Origin of the sequence: Pseudomonas abieticivorans (genome assembly GCF_023509015.1) — a bacterium.
In the GTDB taxonomy this organism is placed as follows: domain Bacteria; phylum Pseudomonadota; class Gammaproteobacteria; order Pseudomonadales; family Pseudomonadaceae; genus Aquipseudomonas; species Aquipseudomonas abieticivorans.
Map to the genome: position 1 here is coordinate 648,563 of NZ_CP094975.1, position 23,546 is coordinate 672,108.

The following is a 23,546-nucleotide window of genomic DNA, read 5'->3' on the forward strand; positions in this document are numbered from 1 at the left end:
CGTCCTTAACGATAGGAAGCGGGACCACAGGGCCCAGTCATCCCACAAGAACGAAACAGCGAGGGGCTGATTTAGCCCGGGTGGGCGAGAAGCTTCATCGCTGGCCGGCGCAGTAAATTGCAGCGCCGACCAATCGTTTGCCTGGTATCCCCTCATTAAAAGGCGGCCCCCGCGATGCTTACCTCTCCCACCACGCAGCCCCCACCTGCCAAGCCCCCCAGCTACCGAATCTTCGATGTGCAGCTCAAGCGGCGCATTGCCGTCAGCCCCTCACTGGTGCGCCTGGTGTTTACCGGCCCCCAATTGCAAGCCATGCGCACCGTGGCCCCAGACCAACGGATAAAGCTGCTGTTTCCATCGGCCGACGGCGTGCCTGCGCAGTTGCCCCACGAGCGCAACTGGCATCAGACGCTGCGCGCCCTGCCCGCCGAACACCGCCCGCCCATGCGCACCTACACCATTCGCGCCTTGCGCTGCGATGCTTTGGAGGTGGACGTCGAATTTGTGCTGCACGGCGACACCGGGCCAGCTTCGCGCTGGGCCACCCACGCCCAACCTGGCGATCGCTTGCAGATGGTCGCCCCCTGCCGCGACCACGCCGACGATCCTGGAGGCTACGAATGGCAGCCACCGGCAGGCATTCGCCACGTTGTGCTGATTGGCGATGAAACCGCGCTGCCAGCGGTCGTCGGCATTCTGGAAGCGCTGGCGCAGGCGTCCCCCGCGCCCAACGTGCAAGCATTTATCGAAGTGCCACTGGACAGCGATCGACAGCCGCTCAACCTGCCCGAAGGGTTCCAGGTGAACTGGCTGGCACGCGATGCCTTGGGTTTGCAGCAGGGCGAAGGCATGCTCAAGGCCGCGCGCGAGTGGGCCACCTTGCCCCAACCCGAGGCGCAAACGAGCGCGCCGCTGAACGACATCGACATCGACACGCAATTAGTCTGGGAACTGGCAACGCCTCAAGACAACCGGTTCTACGCCTGGGTGGCCGGCGAGTCGGCCACGGTGATGAGCATTCGTCGCCACTTTATCAGTGAGCGCGGGCTTGATCGGCGCGCGTTGACCTTGATGGGGTATTGGCGTCATGGGCGGGTACTGGGTTAAGCCTGCCTGCGGCCTGCAACAGGCCGCAGGCGCTCAAGCCACCACGCGCAGGGCACGTTGCTCACGGCGCACATCGCGCTCAAGGTTGCCCTTGAGAATGCGCAACACCTTGGCCTGGTGTTCATGGATGAAGAAATGCCCCCCTGGCAGCATGTCCAGCGAAAAGCCAGCCTCGCCTTCCAACTGCCAGTCGATCAACTGTTGCTGGGTGGCCTTGTCATCGGCGCCGCCCAATACCCGGATCGGGCAACCCAACGGCGCCCGCGCACGGTACTGGTAACGCCCGCACAGCAAGAAATCGGCGCGCAGGATGGGCAAGGTCAGTTCCATCAACTCCTGGTTATCCAGCACCTCGGGCGGCGTGCCTTGCAGCGCACGCAGGTCGTGCTTGAGCTGGTCATCGGTTTTCGGCTCGGCAAAATCCCGATCGTAGTCTTCACGCCGCGTGGGTGCTGCCGTGCCGCTGGCAATCAACGCCACCGGTTCCGGCGCCCCCGCCTCGCGCAAGGCATGGGCCATTTCAAAGGCCAGCAAGCCGCCCAGGCTATGCCCGAACAGCGCGTAAGGCCCATTGATTTTCGGCAGCACCTCCCTGGCCAGTTGCCGCGCCAAGGCGTGCATGTCGGTTTGCAGGGCCTCACCCATGCGCGCACCACGGCCAGGCAATTCCACCGGCAGCACGCTCAGCCAATCAGGCACTGCGCGCCGCCAGCGGCTGTAGACCATGGCGCTGGCGCCCGAATAGGGCAGGCAGAACAATTGCACGTTCGCCATGGCCAGGGCCTCAGTGGTTCGCTTGCGCGGCGGTGTTGTCCATGTGCTGGCGCAGGCTCAGGGGGCGCATGTCGGTCCAGACTTCTTCGATGTAGGCCAGACACTCCTTCTTGAAGCCGCTCTTGCCCACGGTGCGCCAGCCGTTGGGTACGGCCTTGTAGTCGGGCCAGATGGAGTATTGCTCTTCGTGGTTGATCACTACCTGGAACAGGATGTCTTCGCGATCGAATACCGAGGTCATGGTGTTTCTCCGTGTGGTAAGGGTTTTTATCAAGACGAACGACGGGGTAGAAAATTAACCGCGCAGCGCCCTTTAGGAGCAGCGGTCCGGCGTCCCGGTTTATCCGCGAAAAGCCCACCGCGTTGTGCCAGGCATAGCGTGGTGCGGCCTTCGCGGATGAATCCTTCTACAAAACGCCTCAGGCGTGGGTGAGTGCCGCCTGCAACGCCCGCCCGAAAATCCCCGCCACTTCGTCGATCTGCCCGGCGGTGATGATCAACGGCGGCAGGAAGCGCACCACGCTGCTGTGGCGCCCGCCCAGCTCGATGATCAAGCCGCGCTTGAGGCATTCGCGCTGGATGCGGCTGGCCAATACCGGGTCGGCCGGTGGGTGGCCGAGCACGTCGGGCTGGCCGTTGGGGTCGACCACTTCGACGCCCAGCATCAACCCGCGGCCGCGCACGTCGCCCATCTGCCGGTGACACCGTTGCAGGCCCAGCAGGTGTTCGCGCAGGCGCTGGCCCACGGTGGCCGCGTGTTGCACCAGGTTTTCGGACTCGATGTAGCGGATCACCGCCGAGCCTGCGGCCATGGCCATCTGGTTGCCACGGAAGGTGCCGGCGTGGGCACCTGGTTGCCAGGTGTCGAGCCAGTCGCGGTACACCATCACCGCCAGCGGCAGGCTGCCGCCGATGGCTTTGGACAGCACCACCACATCGGGCACGATGCTGGCGTGTTCGAAGGCGAACAGTTTGCCGGTGCGGCCAAAGCCGGTCTGGATTTCATCGATGATCAGCGCCACGCCGGCGCGGGCGGTGATTTCCCGTACGCCGCGCAACCAGGTGTCGGCGGCCGGGATCACCCCGCCCTCGCCCTGCACCACTTCCAGAATGACCGCAGCCGGGGGCTGCACGCCGCTTTCCGGGTCATTGAGCAGGTTGTCCAGGTAGCGCAGGTTGACCTCCACGCCCATCTCGCCGCCCAGGCCGAATGGGCAACGATAGTCGTAAGGGAATGGCATGAACTGCACGCCCTGGCTCAGCAGCGAACCCAGTGGGGTCTTGGCCTTGAGGTTGCCCATCAAGCTCAGCGCGCCCTGGCTCATGCCGTGGTAGCCGCCCTGGAAGGCCAGCACGGTACTGCGCCCGGTGGCGGTACGCACCAGTTTGAGCGCCGCCTCCACCGCATCGGTGCCGGTGGGGCCGGTGAATTGGATCTTGGCCTGTTTGGCGAACGCCGGTGGCAGCACGGCGAACAGGTCTTGCACGAAACGGTCCTTGACCGGGGTGCTCAGGTCCAGGGTGTGCAGCGGCAGTTCGTCGTCGAGCACCTGGCGGATCGCATCGATCACCACCTTGTGGTTGTGACCCAGCGCCAGGGTGCCAGCCCCGGCCAGGCAGTCGATGAACACCCGCCCTTCGACGTCTTCGACATGGATGCCGCGGCCGCGCTTGAGCGCCAGGGGAATGCGCCGCGGGTAGCTGCGTGCGTTGGACTCCTGCAACTTTTGCCGGGCCAGGATCGGGTTGTCCTCGAACTGGTAGTCCTTGTCTTCGTCGTGGCGGATGCTTGGGTTTTCGGCCAACACAGTGCTCATCATCGTGCTCCTTGAAAAGAGATAAAGCCGAGGGTTTGGAAGTTCATTACAAGGCCTCCAACTGCGCCATCAGGTCGTCCAGCCGGCTGGCCTTTTGTTCGGTGAGGGCGCTGCCGCCCAGGCCTTCGATGTGTGCGGCCAGTGCCTGCACTGTGCTGCACTCGAACATCGCCCGCAGGGGCACGCTGCGCTGCAGCGCGTGCTGCACCCGCGAGGCGATCTGGGTGGCCAACAGCGAATGGCCGCCCAGGTCGAAGAAGTTGTCGGTGACGCCCACGCGCTCCACGCCCAGCACCTCGCTCCAGATGCGCGCCAGGGTGGTTTCCAGTTCGCTGCTTGGCGCCTGGTACTGCTGCGCGGCGCTAAATTCCAGGGCCGGCAGGGCCTTGCGGTCCAGCTTGCCGTTGGCGTTGAGGGGCAATTGCGCCAGTGCCTGCCAGTGGCGCGGCACCATGTACTCGGGCAAGGTTTGGCCCAGGTGACGCTTGATCGCCTCGAAGTCCGCAGGCGTGTCACTGACCACGTAACCCACCAGGTATTGGCCGGCGGCGGCGTTCTGCGCGGCCACGGCGGCGTCACGCACCTGCGGCCATTCGCGCAGGCGCGCTTCGATCTCGCCCAGCTCGATGCGGTAGCCACGGATCTTGACCTGGTGATCGACCCGGCCCACGTACTCCAGCACGCCATCGCCACGGCGCCGCGCCAGATCGCCGCTGCGGTACAGACGCTCACCGGCAGCGCCCAGGGGGTTGGGCAAGTAGCTCGCCGCCGTGCGGGCCGGGTCGCCCAGGTAACCGCGCCCGACACCGGTGCCGGCGATAAATAGTTCGGCATCGGCCAGCAACGGCACCGGTTGCAGGTCATCGCCCAGCAGGTACAGCCGGTTGTTGTCGGTGGGCGTGCCGATCGGCAGGTAGCTGCCAGTGGTGGCGGTTTCGTCGACCGGGAACAACGCCACGTCGTCGGAGCATTCGGCCGGCCCGTAGGCGTTCACCAACGTGATATGCGGGTAACGCTGCAGCCATTGACGGGCCAACGCAGGGGGCATGGCTTCGCCGGTGGGCAACAGCCAACGCAAGCTCGCCAACGGCGCGGTGGCCTCGGCCAACAAGCCTTGGATCAGTGACGGCACGCTTTCCAGCACTGTGATGCCGGTGTCGCTTACATGGCGCAGCAAGGCGGCCGGGTCATGGGCGATGGCGTCGGGAACGATCTCGACCCGCGCCCCGCACAAGGCTGCGGCGAGGAATTGCCACACCGAGATATCGAAGCTTTGCGAAGCGGTCTGGGCGATCACGCTGTGTTCGTCCAAGGCTAGGTACGGTACCTTGCTCAGCTGGTTATTGAGCATGCCGGCCTGCTGCACTGCCACGCCCTTGGGCACGCCGGTGGAGCCGGAGGTGTAGATCACGTAGGCCAGGTGCTGGCCAGTCACGCGGATGCCGGGGGCCGTGCCTGGTCCTGCGCCCTGTTGTACGTCATCCCACACCAGCAGCTCAGGCTTGCCTGTGCCACAGCCCAACTCTTGCAGCAAGTGGGTGGCCTGCTCGCGGCAAGCGGCGCTGCACACCAACACCGGCGTTGCACTGGCCTGCAGGATGGTGGCCAGGCGTTGTTGCGGGTGGGCCGGGTCCAACGGCACGTAGCCGGCGCCCGCCTTGAGGCTGCCGACGATCATGCCCAACAGCGGCAGGCCACGCTCGGCCAGCAGGGCCACCGGTTGATCGGGCTGCACGCCGGCGGCCAGCAAGGCATGGGCCAGGCGATTGGCACGCTGGTCGAGCTCGCCATAGCGCCATTGCTCGCCCTGGCAGGCAGCGGCGACGCGCTCTGGGTGGGCGGCTACCCGCGCTTCGAACAGCGGCACATAGCCCTGCTGCAAGGGGTACTCGCGAGCGCTGCGGTTGCAATCTTCCAGCAGGAACTGGCGCTCCTCTTCTGCCAACAACGGCAAAGCGTTGACCGGTTGCTCGAAGCCGTCGGCCAAGGCCAGCAGCAGGCGTTGGAAGTCACCCAGCAAGCGCTCGATGGTGGCGTGGTCAAAGAAGCGTTTGTCGTAAGACAGGTGCAGGCCCAGGTCGTCGCCTGGGTAGCAGACCACGGTAAGCGGGTAGTTGGTGTGGGTGCGGCCGGAACCGGAGCGGGCGTTCAAGCCCTCGGCGCCTTCCAGCACGGTGGCGTCCACCGGGGCGTTTTCGAACACGAACAGGCTGTCGAACAGCGGCTGGCCCTTAGGCAGTTCGCTGCATTCCTGGATGCTGACCAGCGGCAAATGCTCGTGCTCGCGCAGTTCCAGGTTGCCTTCGAACAACTGCTGCAACCACTGGCGCACGCTGGTGGTGTGCCCCACGTCTGGCAGCGACACCCGCAGCGGGATGCTGTTGATGAACAGCCCCACGCAGTGTTGCATCTGCGGCAGGCTGGCCGGGCGGCCGGCCACGGTCACGCCGAACAGCACGTCACGCTCACCGCTGTAGCGGCGCAGCACCAAGGCCCAGGCCGCCTGGGCAAACGTGTTGAGGGTCAACTGATGAGCTTGGGCCAGTTCGCGCAACCGCGCGCCCTGCTCAGGGCGCAGGCGGCTGTGCACGTCACCCACCTGCATGCCGCCGTTGTCGTGCAAGATCGGCCGGTCGCTGGGGATGAAGGTGGGACGGGCAAACCCGGCCAGCGCCTGGCGCCAGTAGTGTTGCGAGGCCTCCAGGCCCTGGTGATGCAACCAGGCAATGAACTCGCGGTAGCGTGGCGGGGTCGCCAGCTTGGCCTGCGTGCCCTGTTCCAGCGCCTTATAGATCGCCAAAAAGTCGCCCATCATGATCGACCGGCACCAGGCATCGATGAGGATGTGGTGGTTGCTCATGATGAACCAGTGTTGCTCGGGCGCCAGGCGAATCAGGCGCAGGTGCAGCGGTGGCCGCTCCAGCAGGTTGAAGCCGGCCAGGCGCTCGGTTTCCAGCAACGCTTGCAGGCGTTCTTCGTGCTGCTCGGGCGGCAGCGCGCTCCAGTCCAGGAACTCCACGCCGTCGCCGTCGCCCCGGTGAATGATCTGCAGCATCTGCTCGCCGGCACTCCAGCAGAACGACGCGCGCAGGGCTTCGTGGCGGGCCACCACGGCACGCCAGGCGCGCTCGAAACGCGGCACGTCCAGGGCGCTGTCGATGCTGTAGCGGTCTTGCATGAAGTAGATGCCGGTGCCCGGCTCCAGCAGGGTGTGCAGCAGCAGGCCCTCCTGCATCGGGGTCAGCGGGTACACGTCGTCAATGGCGCTAAATGCCAGCGGCAGGGCGTCCAGTTGCGCCTGTTCAAGCCGCGCCAGGGGGAAGTCCGACGGCGTGATGCCGCCGCTGGCCGGTTGCAGGCAGTGCTCGATCAGGGCCTGCAAGGTGCCCTGGTAGTCCTGGGCCAGGCGCTCGATGGTGGCGGCCTTGAAGCGTTTTGCGCTGAAGGTCCAGCGTAAGGTCAGCTCGCCGCCGTACACCTGGCCGTCCACGCTGAGCCAGTTAGGCAGCGCGGCATCGGCGGCGTGCTGGGCACCGCCCTGCTCCGCCAGTGGACGCAACCAGGCACCCTCGGCAAAGCCCTGGTCGAACTGGCCCAGGTAGTTGAAGGTGATGCGCGCATGCGGCAGTGCCGCCATGGCGGCGCGGTGGCCGTCGTCGGCCAGGTAACTGAGCACGCCATGGCCCAGGCCCTTGTGCGGCACGCCGCGCAATTGCTCCTTGATCGCCTTCAGGCTGTCGGCCAGGTGCTCGGCCGGGGTCAGGTGCAAGGGATAGGCACTGGTAAACCACCCCACGCTGCGGCTCAGGTCCAGGTCGTCGAACAACTCTTCGCGGCCGTGGCCTTCCAGTTGCACCAGCGCCGAGGCCTGCCCGGTCCAGGCACACAGGGTATGCGCCAGGGCGGTGAGCAGTAGGTCTTCGACCCGCGCGCGATAGGCCTGGGGCGCCTGTTGCAGCAATTGGCGGGTGGCCTCGGCGCCCAGGCTCAGGCTGATGCTGCGCGCATCGCGCTCAAGGTTGGGGGCAGCGCTGAAATCGCAGGGCAAGTCACCTTGGGCGCCGTGCAACTGCGCCTGCCACCAGCCCAGTTCTTCGCGCAGTGATTCACTGCCGGCATAGGCCTGCAGCCGCTCGGCCCAGTCGCGCACCGCGCTGGTCTTGGCCGGCAGCGTGGTCGGCTGGCCCTGTTCGAGCTGGCGATAAAGGCTGTGCAGGTCTTCCAGCAGCACGCGCCAGGACACACCGTCCACAGCCAGGTGATGGATCACCAGCAACAACCGATCCGGCGTGCCGGGCACCAGCACGGCACGCAACAGCGGGCCGTGGGTCAGGTCCAGGCTTTGCTGGGCTTGCTCGAACAGCGCCAGGCGCTCGGCCTCGGTATTTGCGCTGCGCACCCACAGCAGGGTTTGGCTGGCGCCCACCGGAAGGTATCTAGCCCCCTGGTCAAAGCTCAGGCGCAAGGCATCGTGATGGGCGACCAATGCCTGCAAGGCTTGCTCCAGCAGGTCGGCCTGCAAGGCCTGCTCGGCGCCCAGCAGCAGCGACTGGTTCCAGTGCTGCGGCGCAGGCAGGTCCTGTTCGAAGAACCAGTGCTGGATCGGCGTCAGCGCGCTGGCACCCGTCACCGGGCCCTGGTCGATGCTGTGCCGCTCGGTCAGTTGCGCGGCTGCCGCCAGGGTACGCACGCTCTGGTGCTGGAACAGGTCTTTGGCACTGAAATGGATGCCGGCCTGGCGGGCGCGGCTGACCACCTGGATCGACAGTATGGAGTCGCCGCCCAAGGCAAAGAAGTTGTCGTCGATGCCCACCTGCGCCACGCCCAATACGCCTTGCCAGACATCGGCCAGGCCTTGCTCGATGGGGTTGGTGGGGGCCTGGTAGGCCTCTTGCAACGCGCCAGGTTCCGGGGCCGGTAACGCCCGGCGGTCGAGCTTGCCGTTGGCGGTCAAGGGGAATTGTTCGAGCAAGACTAAATGCGCCGGCACCATGTGCTCCGGCAGGCCGGCGTGCAGGTGGGCCTTGAGCTGCTCGCGCAGCGTGCTTTCCGGCAGCTGATTTTCAGCCAACAGGTACGCCACCAGTTGCTTGCCGCTCGGGCCGTCCAGGGCCACCACCACGGCTTCACGCACCTGCTGATGGGCCAGCAGGCGTGCTTCGATTTCGCCCAGCTCGATGCGGAAACCCCGCACCTTGACCTGGTGATCGATACGGCCCAGGTATTCGAACAAACCGTCGGCGTTCTGCCGCACCAGGTCGCCGGTGCGGTACAGCCGCCCGCCATCGTGGCCGAAGGGATCCGCGACAAAGCGTTCGGCACTGAGCCCCGCACGGCCGTGGTACCCACGGGCCAGGCCGTAGCCGCCGATGTACAGCTCGCCCACGGCGCCTGCGGGCAATTGCGCCAGGTCCGCGTCCAGTACGTACAGCTGGCGCGCCCCCACCACGGCGCCGATGGGTACGTTCAGCGCATCACGGGCCAAGGTGTGTGGCACGGCGCAGGCCAGCGGCATGACCACGGTTTCGGTGGGGCCGTAGGCGTTGAATACCGTGTGCGGGGTAAAGGCTGCATCCAGGGCATGCAGGTGTTCCGGTGTCAGCGCCTCGCCACCGGTGATGCACAGGCGCACCGGCAGTTGCTGGTCGTGGCTGCGCAGCCACTGGGCCAACTGGCCGCCGTAGCTGGGGGTAAAACCGAGCACGTTGATCCGCTGCTCGCGGATCAGCCCGCAGATCGCCTCGGCGTCCCACTGCCCTTGCTCGCGCAACACCACCTGGGCACCAAACAGCAGCGGCACCAGCAGGCGCTCGCTGGCGGCGTCGAAATTAATCGAGTAGAAATGCAATTCACAGTCGGCCGGCGTGGTACCGAACAGCTCGCCCACGGCCTGGCAGTGCATGGCCAGCGGGCCGTGCGCTACGGTCACGCCCTTGGGCAGGCCGGTGGAGCCTGAGGTGTAGATCATGTAGGCCAGGTGCTGCGCCTGGCTGCGCGCAGCCGGGTCGCTGTCTGGGTAATTGACCAGCGCGGCCGCGTCCTGTTCCAGGCTCCACGCCTGTACGCCGGCGGGCACGGTGCCTTGGGCGAACAGTGCTTGATGGCCCAGCAGCACGCTGACGCCGCTGTCCTGGATCATGTAGCGCAAGCGCTCGTGGGGGTATTCGGGGTCCAGCGGCACGTAGGCGCCACCGGCCTTGAGCACGGCCAGCAGGCCCACCACCATATCCACCGAACGGCGCAGCGCCAGACCCACCCGCACTTCCGGGCCCACGCCCATTTCGATCATTCGGTGCGCCAGGCGGTTGGCCTGGGCGTTGAGCTGGGCATAGGTCAGCGACTGCCCGGCACAGGTCACGGCGCGGCCTTGGGGCGTGGCCTGGGCCTGGCGCTGGAACAGTGCGTGAACGGTTTGCGGCTGCGCGGGGGCGGCCTGGCCACGGCCGGCCTCGATCAGCGCCTGGCGCTCGGCCAGGCTCAACAGCGGCAGCTCGCTCAAACAGGCCTCGGGGTCTGCCAGCATGGCGCGCAACAGCTGCTGCCAGTGCTCGGCCATGGCGGCGATGCGCTCGGCGTCGAACAGGTCGGTGCTGTAGGTCAGGCAGCAACGCAGTTGGGCGTCGAAGTCGGTGACTTCCAGGTTCAGGTCGAACTTGGTCGCCTTGGCATCGTTGACCAGGTAGTCCACCTGCAGGCCACCGGCCAGTTGCCGCTGCTGCTGGAACTCCCAGCGCTGCACGTTGCACATTACCTGGAACAATGGGTTCCAGCCGGCACTGCGTTGCGGTTGCAGGGTTTCGACCAAGTGATCGAACGGTACGTCCTGATGGGACTGGCCATCGATCGCCACCTGGCGCACCTGCGCCAGCAGTTCGCTCACGCGCATCTGCCCATTGGGGCGGATGCGCAGCACCTGGGTATTGAGGAAGGCACCGATCAGGCCTTCGCTTTCCGGGCGGATGCGGTTGGCCAGTGGCACGCCAATGCGCAGGTCGTCCTGACCGCTGTAGCGGTACAGCAGCACGGCCAGGGCAGCGGTCATGGTCATGAACAGGGTCAGGCCGCGTTCGCCGTTGAAGCGGTTGACCTGGGCGGCCAAGGCTTCATCCAGCTCGAATCGATGCAGCTCGCCCTGGTGGCTTTGCACGGCCGGGCGTGGGCGGTCGCTGGGCAGCGCCAGCAGCGGTTGCTCACCACCCAGTTGCCCGCGCCAGTAGTCGAGCTGGCGCTGCATTTCGCCGCTTTCCAACCACTGGCGGTGCCAGGCGCTGTAGTCCAGGTATTGCACCGGCAGCGGCGCCAGGGGGGACTCGCGCTCGTCGACAAAGGCTTCGTACAACGCGCCCAGTTCACGGGCGAAGATGTCCATGGCCCAGCCTTCGGTGACGATGTGGTGCAGGGTGATCAGCAAGTGGTGCTCACGCTCACCGCTCTTGACCAGGCACACCCGCAGCAGCGGGCCGTGCTCCAGGTCGAACGGCGCGTGGGCCTGCTGCTCGGCCAGTTGTTCGATGCGCGCCTGGCACTGCGCCGGGCTCTGCTTGGACAGGTCCAGGCACTGCATGACCACGTCGGACTGCTGCGATACCTGTTGCCAGGCCTTGCCGTCCTGTGACGGGAAGGTGGTGCGCAGGCTTTCATGGCGATGAATCAAGGCCTGCAAGGCCCGCTCGAAGCACTCCACGTCCAGCACGCCGCGCAGGCGCGCCATGCCGCCGACGTTGTACGCCGGGCTCTGCGGATCCAGCTGCCAGAGGAACCACATGCGCTGCTGGGAATAGGACAGCGCCACGCGCTGGTTGCGGTCGACCAGGGTAATCGCGCCCTGGCTGTCGGTGTGGCCGTCGGCCTGGGCCCGGGCTACCCAGGCGGCGAAATCCACCAGCCTGCGCGACTCGAACAGGCTGCGCAGCGGCAACTCCACGGCAAACGCCTGACGGGCGCGGGACACAATACGGGTGGCCAGCAACGAATGGCCGCCCAGCTCGAAGAAGTCGTCGTCCAGGCCCACGCGAGGCAACTCCAGCACCTGCGCCCAGATCGCGGCCAGGCCCTGCTCGACCTTATCACGCGGTGCCCGGTAGCCACGCTCGGCCATCTCCGGTTGTGGCAGTGCGCGGCGGTCCAGCTTGCCAGCCGGGCCCAGTGGCAATGCCGCCAAGCGCAGGATGTGCGCCGGCACCATCGGCTCGGGCAAGGCCAGTTGCAGGGCCGTGCGAATGCGCGTGGCCAGGGCCGCCGGCGCCTCCTCGCCTTCCACCACCAGATACGCCAGCAACTGCCCGCCACCGGCGCCCTGCCCCAGGATCACCGCCGCTTGCAGTACGCCAGGTTGTTGCAGCAGGCAGTTACGGATTTCTTCCAGTTCGATGCGCACGCCGCGCAGCTTGACCTGTTCGTCCAGGCGCCCGAGGTACTCCAGGGCGCCGTCATTGCGCCAGCGCGCCAAGTCGCCACTGCGGTACAGCCGGCCACCGCCCTCGGCGGGCAGAAAACGGCTGGCGGTCAAGCCCGGCTGGCCGAGGTAGCCACGGGCCAGGCCGCTGCCGCCCAGCAGCAGTTCGCCACGGGCCCCGAGCGGTGCGAGCTGCCAGTCGCCCTCGCGGACCTCCACGGTCACGTTGCTCAGCGGCCGACCGATGGAAACGCGCGCCCCCGGCTCACCGGTACAGTGCCAATGGGTGACGTTGATCGCGCTTTCGGTCGGGCCGTAGCGGTTGTGCAGGGCCACGCCCGGCAGGCGTTCGTGCACCCGGCGGCACAGCTCGGCGGGCAGCGTTTCACCGCCGCAGAACAATAAGCGCAGGCTGTGGCACTGTTCTGCCAGCGGTTCTTCAACAAACAATTGCAGCAGCGGCGGCACGAAATGCAGCACGCTCACGCCGTGCTCGCGCACCAGCGCCACCAACCGCCGGGGGTCACGATGGTCACCCGGCCCGGCCAGTACCAGGCGGCTGCCGGCGATCAATGGCAGCAAGCACTCCCAGATCGACACGTCAAAACTCAGCGAGGCTTTTTGCAGCAACACGTCGCGGCCGTCGATGGCGTATTCGCCCAGCATCCATTGCAGGCGCTCGGCCAAGGCGCCGTGGCTCACGCCCACGCCCTTGGGTTGCCCGGTGGAGCCGGAGGTGTAGATCACATAGGCCAGGTTGTCCGGATGCAGCTCCAGCGCCGGCGGCGCATCGGCACCCGGGCCCTGGGCCACATCGTCCAGGGCCAGGGTGGCCAGGCTTGCGCCCACGCCGAAGCTGTCCAGCACCTGTTGCTGGCCGATCAGCAGGGCAATGGCGCTGTCCTGGATCATGTAGGCCAAGCGTTCGCGCGGGAAGTCCGGGTCCAGTGGCACGTACACGCCGCCGGCCTTGACGATAGCCACCAATGCCACCATCAGTTGCACCGAACGCTCGGCCAGCACGCCCACGCGCACCTCCGGGCCGATACCCTGGGCACGCAGGCGCTGAGCCAAGTGGTTGGCCTGGCGCTCCAGCTCGCCGTGGCTTAGGGTGTGCTCGCCGCACACCAGGGCGGTTTGCCCGGCGCTGGCCTGGGCCTGGTGATGAATACGCTGGGGCAGCAGCCAGGTCGGCGCCGGCTGCGGGTTCTGACCCCACTGCTGCAACGTCAGGGTATGTGCTTCGCTCAGCAGCGCCAGCTCGCCCACGGCCTGGCTCGGCTGCGCGCACAGCTGGTTCAGCAGGTGGACAAAATGCCCGGCCAGGCGCTCGACCGTCGCGGCGTCGAACAGCTCAACGGCGTAATCGAACGACAGGCGGATGCGGCCCTTTTCGTCCTGCTCGCTGTGCAGTTGCAGGTCGCACTTGGCTTCGCGGCTGTGCCAAGGCAACTCTTCGGCGAACAGCCCCGGCAGGCGACGCAGGGCACCGGTGTCGCGTTGCAGGTGGTTGAACATCACCTCGAAACCTGCGGCATCGCCCAGCGCGGCACTCACCTGCTCGTAGTCGATGCCCTGGTGGGCCTGGGCCTGCAACACGCCGGTGCGCACGGTTTGCACAAAGGCGTCGAACCCCTGGCGGCCATCGACCTGGCTGCGCAGCACTTGGGTATTGATGAAAAAGCCCAGCAAGCCGTGGCTTGCCAAGTGCTGGCGGTTGGCGCTGGGCACGCCGACGCGGATGTCGTTTTGCCCCGTGTAACGATGCAGCAGCACCTGGAACGCGGCCAGCAACAGCATGAAGGTACTGGCGCCTTGGGCGTTGCCGAGTGCTTGCAGGCGCTGGCACAGGGCCGAATCCAGGTTCAGGCTCAGACGCTGGGCGGGCGATGGCTGCGGGCTGCGCGGATAATCCAGTGGCAGCGCCAGCGGCTCGCGCTCACCGGCCAGGGTGGCGCGCCAGTAGGCCAGCGCCGGGGCCTGGTCGCTGGCGGCCAGGTCCTGTTGCAGCCAGGCCAGGTAGTCGGCGTTGCTCATGGCCAGCGGCGCCAAGGCGACGCCTTCGTCGGCGTACAGGCGGGCGAATTCATCGATCAGAATCGCGAACGACCAGCCATCGGCGATGATGTGGTGCACGGTCACCAACAACAGGTGGTCTTGCTCGCCCAAGCGTATCAGGCGCACGCGCAGCAGTGGACCGTTTTCCAGGTCGAACGGGGTTTGGGCCTCCTGCTCCTGGAGCGCCTTGGCGCGCGGCTCGGCCTGCTCGCCGCTGACGTCGTCAAACTGAAGCGGGCAATTGAGCGCGGCATCGATCGTCTGGTAGCCCAGGCCGTCCTGTTGATAGAACCGCGTGCGCAGGGCTTCGTGGCGCTCCACCAAGGCCTGGAAAGCGCGGGTCAAGGCCGGTTGATCCAATTCGCCGCGCAGGCGCAGGCCGCCGGGCACGTTGTAGGCCGGGCTGTGTGGGTTCAACTGCCAGAGAAACCACAGGCGGCTTTGCGCCGAAGTCTGGGCCAGGGGTTGGTCGCGGCGCAGTTCGACCTGTGCCGTCGGTGCATCCAGTGCCGCCACTGCGTCAGTGAAAGCCTCTAAATCCTGCGCTTCGTACAAGGTGCGCAGTTGCAGGTCGATGCCCAGTTCATCGCGCAGTTGGGCAATCATCTGGATGGCCTGGATGGAGTTGCCGCCCTGGCTGAAGAAGCTGGCGTGCGGTTGCACGGCGTCAACCTTCAGGTGCTCGCACCACAGGCGGGCAATCAATGCCGATGGCGCTTCTTGTAGAGTGGCCAGCGGGCTTGCGGCCACTGCGCCCGAGCGCCATTGCGCCACGCACGGCAGGCGGCCCTCGCGCCATTGCGCGGCACAGGCCGAGCGCTGCAACTTGCCGCTGGAGGTCTTGGGCAAGCTACCCGGCCCGATCAACGCCACCACCACCGGCGATTCGCGGTGCACCTCGGCGATGCTCGCACGTATCAGCTCGATCAGCTCGGCCAGCGGTTGCTGGTTTTGCGCACGGCGGCCCACTTCGGCGGCCACGCCAAAGGCTTCCAGCCCTTCGTGCTGCAACGCGAATACCGCCACGCGGCCCTTGCGCACGGCGCCGACGTGGGTTTCCACGGTGCGCTCGATGTCTTGCGGGTAAAGGTTTTGCCCGCGAATGATCAGCATGTCCTTGAGGCGGCCGCTGACATAGAGTTGGCCCTGATGCATGAAGCCCAGGTCACCGGTACGCAGCCAGGCCTGGCCGTCGCGCTGGATAAAAGCCTTGGCGCTGGCCTCGGGGTTGCGCCAATAGCCATGGGCAACACTGGGCCCGCTGCTGCAAATTTCGCCGACACGGTCCTCGCCCAACGGTTCGCCTGTGGTGGTATCGATGATCATCAGCGGGTGTTCGGGTTGCGGCCAACCACAGCTCATCAGCAGAGCGCCCTGGCCTGCGCCGACGTGATCGCGGGCCAGTTGGTCGGCGTCAAGTGCTAGGGCGTCGATGCCCTGCCCTGGGCGGCTGCCAGTGACGAACAGCGTGGCCTCGGCCAGGCCGTAGCTGGCCAGGTACGCAGTGGCCTTGAAGCCGCAACCGGCAAAGCGCTGGGCAAAATCCTGGAGGCTGTCTTGGCGGATCAGCTCGGAGCCGGAAAACGCCACGCGCCAGTGGCTCAGGTCCAGGCCCGCCAGTTTGCCCTCGGCAATGCGCTCGCAGCACAGGCGATAGGCGAAGTCGGGGCCGCCGCTGATGGTGCCACCAAACCGGCTGATCGCGTCCAGCCAACGCAATGGCCGCTCGAGGAAATACTGCGGCGACATCAGCACCACGCTCACGCCGCTGTAGATGCCCTGCAACAGGCCGCCGATCAGGCCCATGTCGTGGTACAGCGGCAGCCAACTGACGATCACGTCGTTCTCGCCGATGGCATAGCCTTGGCGGATCAGCCAGGCGTTGGCTTCCAGGTTGGCGTGGCTCACCTGCACGCCCTTGGGCGTTGCGGTGGAGCCGGAGGTGTACTGCAAAAAGGCGATGTCGTGAGGCGCAGGCCCATGGGTGTGCCAGGCGCTGGCCGGCTCGCCCAGTTCATCGACCGCCAGTAGGCCGGGCATCGTCACCTCGGCGCTGTCGCGCAAGGTGGGCAGCAATGGTGCCGTGGTCAAAATCACGCTGGGCTCGGCATCCTTGATGATCGACAGCAGTCGCTCCAGGTGCTGCGGGCGCATGGACTCCGGCGGGTAGGCCGGTACCGCGATCACGCCGGCATACAGGCAACCGAAGAACGCCGCCACGTAGTCGGGGCCGCTGGGCAACAGCAACAATGCCCGGTCGCCAGCGCTCGCGCGCTGCAGCATCGCCTGGGCAATGACCCGTGCCCGCGCATCCAATTGACCGTAGGTCAACACGATGCCCTCGGCGCTCTGGCCATCCAGAAACCGCAGGGCCGGCTCATCCGCCCGCGTGTTGGCCTGGCGCATCAACGCGTGAGCCAGGGAGATCGGGCGCTCGAAGGAAGTGGCCATCGCTGTATGTGTCCTCGTTTCCATGCTGGGGAGTCGGCTATCGGGGAAGGGATAACCGCTTTTTCATAGGATCGAAGACGGGTGAGGCTGGGGGAAAATTAGGCGGGGGTGGGTTGAGGTTTGGGTGGGGGTGGGGGGGCTTGAGAATCAAGTGAGGCACAGACCGGCCGCCCGCGCGGCCTATTCGCAAGCAAGCTTGCTCCCACATTTGCTGCAACATACCAATGTCTATGGGAGCGGGGTTGACTGCTTCACAGCGAGGCGAACAACGCCTCTCCATCAGAATGCGCTTGGCTCAAGACTCAAGTGAGGCACAGACCGGCCGCCCGCGCGGCCTATTCGCAAGCAAGCTTGCTCCCACATTTGCTGCAACATACCAATGTCTATGGGAGCGGGGTTGACTGCTTCACAGCGAGGCGAACAACGCCTCTCCATCAGAATGCGGCACGGTGCAACCAATGTGGGAGCAAGCTTGCTTGCGAATAGGCCGCGCGGGCGGCCGGTAGTGGCCATGATTGAATCTCAAGCCAAGCACATCTGCGCCCCCCCCAATCCCCCCCAATCCCCCCCAATCCCCCCCCCAAAAACATCACAATAAATTTAACTTTACGTGAGGACTTCGCGACGCGCGCCCACCGACACTGGCCCGACCACCGCGCAACCCGGAGACACGCCATGCAATCCAGACGCCGCTTCCTGCTCCAAGGCGCTGCCCTGGCGGCCACCGCTGCCATGGGCTGGCGCGTGCTGGCCGCCACGCCCAAGGCCACCCCCAACGCTGAAACATTCGAGGTCAGCCACACCGATGCCGAGTGGCACGGCCTGCTGTCGCCCGACCAGTACGACATCTTGCGCGACGCGGGCACCGAGCGCCCCTACAGCAGCCCCTTGAACAGCGAGCATCGCAGCGGCCGTTTCGCCTGCGCCGGTTGCCAGTTGCCGCTGTTTTCTTCCAGCACCAAGTTCGAAAGCCACACCGGTTGGCCCAGCTTTTACGCGCCATTGGCGGGTGCCGTGGTCACCAGCAAGGACACCTCGTTCGGCATGAGCCGCGACGAAGTGCATTGCCATCGCTGCGGCGGGCACCTGGGGCATGTGTTCGACGATGGCCCGGCGCCGACCGGGTTGCGCTATTGCATGAACGGGTTGGCGATGACCTTTGCCCAAGGCAGTGCCTGAGGCCTCATGCGAGATTGCTTGACGCTTAAATAAATATTTAATTTACCGCCCGCCGCGCAATCCCTACGCTGCCCACTCCATCAGGTTCACGCGAGGACCTTTCGCAAGCCGCCCCGGAGTACATCATGAGTCGCGCGCTGGTCATCGAAGATGACGAAGTCACCGCCCAGGCCATCATGGCCGAACTGACTGGCCATGGGTTTGCCGTGCAGTGGGCGGCCAATGGCCGTGATGGCCTGGCCCTGGCGATTGCCGGCGGCCACGACGCCATTACCCTTGACCGCATGCTGCCCGACTTCGACGGCCTGACCATCGTCAGCACCCTGCGCAGCCTGGGCATCCAGACCCCAGTGTTGATGATCAGTGCCCTGTCGGACGTGGACGAGCGGGTGCGCGGCCTGCGTGCAGGTGGCGACGACTACCTGACCAAACCCTTTTCCACGGTGGAGATGATCGCCCGCCTGGAAGTGCTGCTGCGCCGCCCAGGTGCCGACAGCCAGGGCCACCACTTGAGCTACGGCGACCTGAAGCTGGACCTGATCGAGCACCGCCTGACCCGCGAAGGCGAGCCCATCAGCCTGTTGCCCACCGAATTCAAGCTGCTCACCTATTTCATGCGCAACGCCGGCCAACTGGTCACCCGCACCATGCTGTTCCAAGAGGTATGGGGCTACCACTTCGACCCCGGCACCAACATCATTGACGTGCACATCGGCCGCCTGCGCAAGAAAATCGAAGGCCAGGCCTCGCCGTTCATACAAACCGTGCGCGGTTCAGGGTACGTGCTTGTCGAAACGATCTGAACACTGGCGCTCGTCCAACAGCCGCTTGATCGGCCTTTACGCCCTGTTTTTCGTGGCCTGGGGCGCAGTGTTCACCGGCGTGCTGTACTGCGAAATCTCGCGTTACCTGGGCACGGTGGCCGACCGCACGCTGATGCAGCGCGCCCACTACTACCGCAAGGTCGACGACGCACACCTGGAAAGCGAACTGGCCAGCAGCGAGGCCTATTCCATACCGGGCATCGACGCCTATGGCCTGTTCGATGCCGATGGCACCCACGTCGCCGGCGACCTGCTCAAGCTACGCGCCAGCCTGCCGGACGACGGCCGGGTGCATTACCTTGAGCGCGGCCTGCGCATCCGTACCCCCAGCGAGCACACGCGCAGCAGCCATGTATTGCTGCAACACCGCCCGGACGGGCGCATCCTGATCCTGGCCCGCGACGGCGGCTCCATTTCCGCGGTGGGCGGGATCATTGAGCAGGCGTTGTTCTGGGGCCTTTCACTCACGCTGATCCCCGGGCTGATCGGCTGGCGGCTGATGCGCCGGCAACCGCTGCGGCGGGTCAAGCGCTTGCAGCGTTGCACCGAAAGCATTGTCTCGGGCAACCTGGGCGAACGCCTGCCGCTGTCCAACCGCCGTGACGAGTTGGACATGCTGGCCAATGCGGTGAATATCATGCTCGGCCATATCGAGCAGTTGATGCATGACGTCAAGGGCGTGTGCGACGGCATCGCCCATGACCTGCGCACGCCGCTGACCCGCCTGCGCGCGCACCTTAACCAGTTGCAGCAACTGCCCATCGACGAGGCCCACGCCGTGACCGTGAACCTGGCCCTGGAGGAAAGCGAGTCGATCATGGCGCGGTTCCAGGGCCTGCTGCGTATCTCGGAACTGGAAGACACGCGCCGGCGTTCGGCCTTCCAGGCGTTCGACCCGGCACTGCTGCTGCACCAGGCCCATGAGTTCTACGAGCCGTTGGCCCAGGAGCGCGAGCAAACCTTGAGCCTGGAGTTGCCGGCGCCCCTGCCGCTGTTGAACGGCGACGTGGCGCTGTTGTTCGAAGCCCTGGTGAACCTGTTGGACAACGCGATCAAGTTCACCCCGCCAGGCGGTGCGATCCTGATGCGCGGGGTTCGGAGCGAAGGCGGCCTGGGCATCGAAATCATCGACAGCGGCCCCGGCATCCCGGAGGCGGAGCGCGACAACGTCACCCGCAGGCTGTACCGCGGCGATACCACGCGCCAGGAGCCGGGCCACGGCCTGGGCCTGTCACTGGTGGCGGCGGTGGTGCGCCTGCACGGTTTTACCCTGCAGATTCGTGGCCGCGTGCAGGGCCCAGGCACTCGGGTGTGCATCCTGTGCCCCTTGCCCACTGCCGGCATGAAAAATCACCAAGTCATTGATTAAATAAAATTTAATCTGCCTTCATTTGAGCGGCTGTTGGCCCTCGCCTAACGTGGCGAACCTTTTTGCTGACCCAAGGCCTGCTGCCAGTGAAACACCCGATTTTGCGCCTCACCTTCCTGATTGCCGCAGCCTCGACGGCAACCGCCTGGGCCACACCCATGCCGACCTTGACGCCCACCGTCAATACCGCCAGCGTGATGGTGCCCCAGGCCCCGCAACTCAGCGCCAAGGCCTGGGTACTGATGGACGCCGACAGCGGCGCGATCATCAGCAGCCAAGACCCCGACGAGCGCCTGCCACCGGCCAGCCTGACCAAGCTTATGACCGTGTACATCGCCACCCGCGATATCCAGGCCGGGCGCCTGAAGCCCACCGACATGGTCGACGTGAGCTCCAACGCCTGGTCCACCGGCGGCTCGCGGATGTTCCTGGCCGAGCACAGCCGGGTCAGCGTCGACGACTTGCTGCATGGCATCATCATCGACTCGGGCAACGACTCGGCAGTAGCCTTGGCCGAGCACATCGCCGGCAGCGAAGACGCCTTCGCCCAGATGATGAACGCCATGGCGCAAAAGCTGGGCCTTGCCAACAGCCACTTCATGAACCCCACCGGCCTGCCCGTGGACGATCACTATTCTTCGGCCCACGACATGGCGCTGCTGGCCCGGGCGATCATCCATGATGAAGCCGGCTACTACCCGCTGTATGCCAACAAGTACTTCACCTGGAACAACATTCGCCAGCCCAACCGCAACCTGCTGCTGTGGCGCGACCCCACCGTGGATGGCCTGAAAACCGGCCACACGGAAGCGGCAGGCTATTGCATGGTGTCCTCGGCGTTGCGTGACCACCAGCGCCTGATTGCCACGGTGTTCGGGTCCAACAGCATCGAAAACCGCTCCGAAGACTCGCAAAAGCTGTTGACCTACGGCTTCCGCTTCTTCGAAACCCACACCTACGAGCAAGGCGGCAAGGTGCTGGCCAATGCCCCGTTGTGGAAAGGGGCCAAAGACACCCTGGCAGTCGGCCTGCTCGACAACTTGACCCTGACATTGCCACGCAAGAGCAACCGCAACGTGCAACCGCGCGCCACGTTCAACAGCCCATTGCAGGCGCCGATTGCCGCCGGCAGCGTGGTGGGCACCTATGACCTGTACGACGGCGACCAGAAAATCGCCAGCCGCCCGTTGGTGGCGCTGGAAGATGGCAAGGAAGGCGGCCTTTTCACCCGCCTGTTCGATGATGTGCGGATGTTTTTCCACAACCTGTTCGGCGGGTAATGGGTGGGAGCCTGCCTTGCCAGCGATAGGGCCCTTGAACACGCCATCGCTGGCAAGCCATGCTGCCACAACGGCATCGACAATTCGCGGAACACTTGGGGCCACCTTGGGGTCACACCCACAGACCATCAGAAACCCAGGAGCTTTACGATGAAGATCAAATCACTCATTGCCTGCACTGCTCTGCTCGGTTGCCTGAGTGGCGCCAGCCTGGCTGCCTACGCCGAGGACAACGCCGCGCAAAGCGTGCAGATCCCGGAATCGGACAGCGGCAGCTTCAAGAAGGGCGACAAACTGCCCGATCACTTCCGCCGGCCGGACGTCGTGATGCAAGACAAGGATTGGAAAAAGGCCGGCCTGCCCGCGCCCAAGGCCCAAGCCGAATGGGTCCACATCAACGATAAATACGTGATGGTGTCGGTGGTCAATAGCGTGGTGATCGATATCGTGCCAGTAAAAAAATAGCCGGCAAAGTGGGGCATATGCCCCGGCTTTGGTGGGGGATATGCCCCGTTAGTGCGGGGTTCACGCTTGATCAGCGCTGGGTGTAAAAGCCTAAGTGCGGCTGTCATCTCCCGGTTCCGCATGATTGCCGCGATCGTCTCCGATCTGTCCGGCAGCATGCACGCCGTGGTCATCGCCCACCTCGCCATTGGCATGCACGCCATGATCGTCGCCCACCTCGCCATTGGCGTGCACACCATGATCGTCGCCGGCTTGCGCATGGTTGCCGTGGTCATCACCGGCCTCGGCATGGTTGCCTTGATGCCCGGCATCATGGCCTGCCGCGTGGTCACCGGCGTGGTCGCCGCCATGGCCGCTGCTGGCACCGCCACCGTGGCTACCACCGCCGCCACTGCCGCCACCGCCATTGCCACCACCACCGCCTGAGCCGCTACCGGCTCCGCCACCACCACTGCTACCGCCACCTCCGTGCCCGCCGCCTCCGCTGCCACTGCCTCCCCCGCCGCCGCTCCCGCCACTACCACCGCTGCCTCCATGCCCGCCACTGCCACTGCCGTCCTTGGCGTAGGCACTGGATGCGCCCGGTACACCTGCAGGAATCAATACAATGGAGGCAGACAACACCGCCCCCATCGCCACGGTCAGTAAAAGTTGTTTTGCGAACATAATCACCTCCACGTTGACGCGTTTGGTCTTGATGACCACAGGGGGTGATTGCAAGGCCAGTGCCAGTACACTGTGATGCGCGACGAAGCAGCGGCGTCTAGCTATCCGTCACCCAGAGAACGAGCCCTACGCATGCAAGCGCTGTTGAATGAGATTCTCGACGAAGTTCGCCCTTTGATCGGCCAAGGCAAAGTGGCCGACTACATCCCCGCGCTGGCCGACGTACCGGCGCAGCAACTGGGGATCGCGGTGTATGGCAATGACGGCGCCTACCATTGCGCAGGCGATGCCCACACGCCGTTTTCAGTACAGAGCATTTCCAAGGTGTTCAGCCTGGTGCAGGCCATCGGGCATTCCGGTGAAGCCATCTGGGAGCGCCTGGGCCACGAGCCGTCCGGGCAGCCATTCAACTCGCTGGTGCAACTGGAGTTCGAGCGCGGCCGCCCGCGCAACCCGTTCATCAATGCCGGTGCCCTGGTGATCTGCGACATCAACCAGTCGCGCTTTGCCGCCCCTGCGCTGTCGATGCGTGACTTCGTGCGGCGCCTGTCCGGCAACCCTCACGTGCTGGTGGAGAGCCGCGTCGCCGAGTCCGAATACCAGCACCGCGCGCGCAACGCCGCCATGGCCTACCTGATGCAGTCGTTCGGCAACTTCCACAATGAAGTCGAAGCCGTGCTGCGCAACTACTTCAGCCACTGCGCGTTGCAAATGAACTGCCTGGACCTGGCCCGGGCCTTCTGCTTCCTGGCCAACGACGGCTTCTGCAAACACAGCGGCGAACAGATCCTCACCCGCCGGCAAACCCAGCAAGTGAACTCGATCATGGCCACCAGCGGTTTGTACGACGAAGCCGGCAACTTCGCCTACCGCGTCGGCCTGCCCGGCAAGAGCGGCGTGGGCGGCGGTATCGTCGCGGTAGTGCCGGGGCAGTTCACGGTGTGCGTGTGGTCGCCGGAGCTTAATGCGGCCGGTAATTCGCTGGCGGGGATGGCGGCGTTGGAGTTGTTGAGCCAGCGGATTGGGTGGTCGGTGTTTTAAACCTGCCCTGCTCCTGAGTATTCATTCAAGAAGGCAAATCGCCAGCCGATGCATTGAGCTATCGAACCCCCGGTCCCCTGGAACAGCGCCATGTTCAACAAGCATCTGAAGCAAGAGTTG

General features: G+C 65.5%; 12 protein-coding genes. 7 read left to right on the forward strand and 5 right to left on the reverse strand.

Going from position 1 to position 23,546, the window contains the following annotated elements:
* Nucleotides 1-174 precede the first annotated feature (174 nt).
* Nucleotides 175-1,107, forward strand: coding sequence for a siderophore-interacting protein (locus L9B60_RS02845; protein WP_249676014.1), 933 nt, complete (start codon nucleotides 175-177; stop codon nucleotides 1,105-1,107).
* Nucleotides 1,108-1,140: 33 nt separating this feature from the next.
* Here L9B60_RS02845 and L9B60_RS02850 read toward each other — a convergent pair whose 3' ends face one another.
* The 4 genes from L9B60_RS02850 to L9B60_RS02865 all read right to left on the reverse strand — a co-directional run bounded on the left by L9B60_RS02850 (nucleotide 1,141) and on the right by L9B60_RS02865 (nucleotide 16,602).
* Nucleotides 1,141-1,881, reverse strand: a complete 741-nt coding sequence (locus L9B60_RS02850; protein ID WP_249676017.1) for a thioesterase II family protein — start codon at nucleotides 1,879-1,881, stop codon at nucleotides 1,141-1,143.
* Nucleotides 1,882-1,891: 10 nt separating this feature from the next.
* The gene (locus L9B60_RS02855) at nucleotides 1,892-2,122 is read right to left on the reverse strand and encodes an MbtH family protein (protein WP_249676019.1); all 231 of its coding nucleotides are present in this window, start codon (nucleotides 2,120-2,122) and stop codon (nucleotides 1,892-1,894) included.
* Nucleotides 2,123-2,300: 178 nt separating this feature from the next.
* Complete coding sequence (locus L9B60_RS02860; RefSeq protein ID WP_249676021.1) at nucleotides 2,301-3,698, reverse strand: aspartate aminotransferase family protein; 1,398 nt, start codon at nucleotides 3,696-3,698, stop codon at nucleotides 2,301-2,303.
* Nucleotides 3,699-3,744: 46 nt separating this feature from the next.
* On the reverse strand, nucleotides 3,745-16,602 hold the full coding sequence (locus L9B60_RS02865) for a non-ribosomal peptide synthase/polyketide synthase (protein ID WP_249676024.1): 12,858 nt from the start codon (nucleotides 16,600-16,602) through the stop codon (nucleotides 3,745-3,747).
* A 675-nt stretch (nucleotides 16,603-17,277) separates the two neighbouring features.
* On the opposite strand from L9B60_RS02865, the gene msrB reads away from it, so the two are divergent.
* From msrB to L9B60_RS02890, 5 genes are all read left to right on the forward strand, one after another.
* Nucleotides 17,278-17,781, forward strand: coding sequence for a peptide-methionine (R)-S-oxide reductase MsrB (msrB, locus tag L9B60_RS02870; protein WP_249676026.1), 504 nt, complete (start codon nucleotides 17,278-17,280; stop codon nucleotides 17,779-17,781).
* A 125-nt stretch (nucleotides 17,782-17,906) separates the two neighbouring features.
* The gene (locus L9B60_RS02875) at nucleotides 17,907-18,584 is read left to right on the forward strand and encodes a response regulator transcription factor (RefSeq protein ID WP_249676029.1); all 678 of its coding nucleotides are present in this window, start codon (nucleotides 17,907-17,909) and stop codon (nucleotides 18,582-18,584) included.
* A complete protein-coding gene (locus tag L9B60_RS02880) occupies nucleotides 18,568-19,974 on the forward strand; it encodes a sensor histidine kinase (protein WP_249676032.1) in 1,407 nt (468 codons plus the stop codon). Before L9B60_RS02875 ends, L9B60_RS02880 begins: the two co-directional genes overlap by 17 nt.
* A gap of 158 nt (nucleotides 19,975-20,132) precedes the next feature.
* Nucleotides 20,133-21,254 carry a D-alanyl-D-alanine carboxypeptidase family protein gene (locus tag L9B60_RS02885; RefSeq protein ID WP_249679647.1) on the forward strand — a complete coding sequence of 374 codons (1,122 nt, stop codon included), beginning with the start codon at nucleotides 20,133-20,135 and terminating at the stop codon, nucleotides 21,252-21,254.
* 150 nt (nucleotides 21,255-21,404) lie between these two features.
* Nucleotides 21,405-21,719 carry an RcnB family protein gene (locus tag L9B60_RS02890; RefSeq protein WP_249676034.1) on the forward strand — a complete coding sequence of 105 codons (315 nt, stop codon included), beginning with the start codon at nucleotides 21,405-21,407 and terminating at the stop codon, nucleotides 21,717-21,719.
* Nucleotides 21,720-21,809: 90 nt separating this feature from the next.
* Here L9B60_RS02890 and L9B60_RS02895 read toward each other — a convergent pair whose 3' ends face one another.
* Nucleotides 21,810-22,385, reverse strand: coding sequence for a hypothetical protein (locus L9B60_RS02895; RefSeq protein WP_249676037.1), 576 nt, complete (start codon nucleotides 22,383-22,385; stop codon nucleotides 21,810-21,812).
* A gap of 132 nt (nucleotides 22,386-22,517) precedes the next feature.
* Here L9B60_RS02895 and glsB point away from each other — a divergent pair, with 132 nt between their 5' ends.
* The gene (glsB, locus tag L9B60_RS02900; RefSeq protein WP_249676040.1) at nucleotides 22,518-23,426 is read left to right on the forward strand and encodes a glutaminase B; all 909 of its coding nucleotides are present in this window, start codon (nucleotides 22,518-22,520) and stop codon (nucleotides 23,424-23,426) included.
* Nucleotides 23,427-23,546 lie beyond the last annotated feature (120 nt).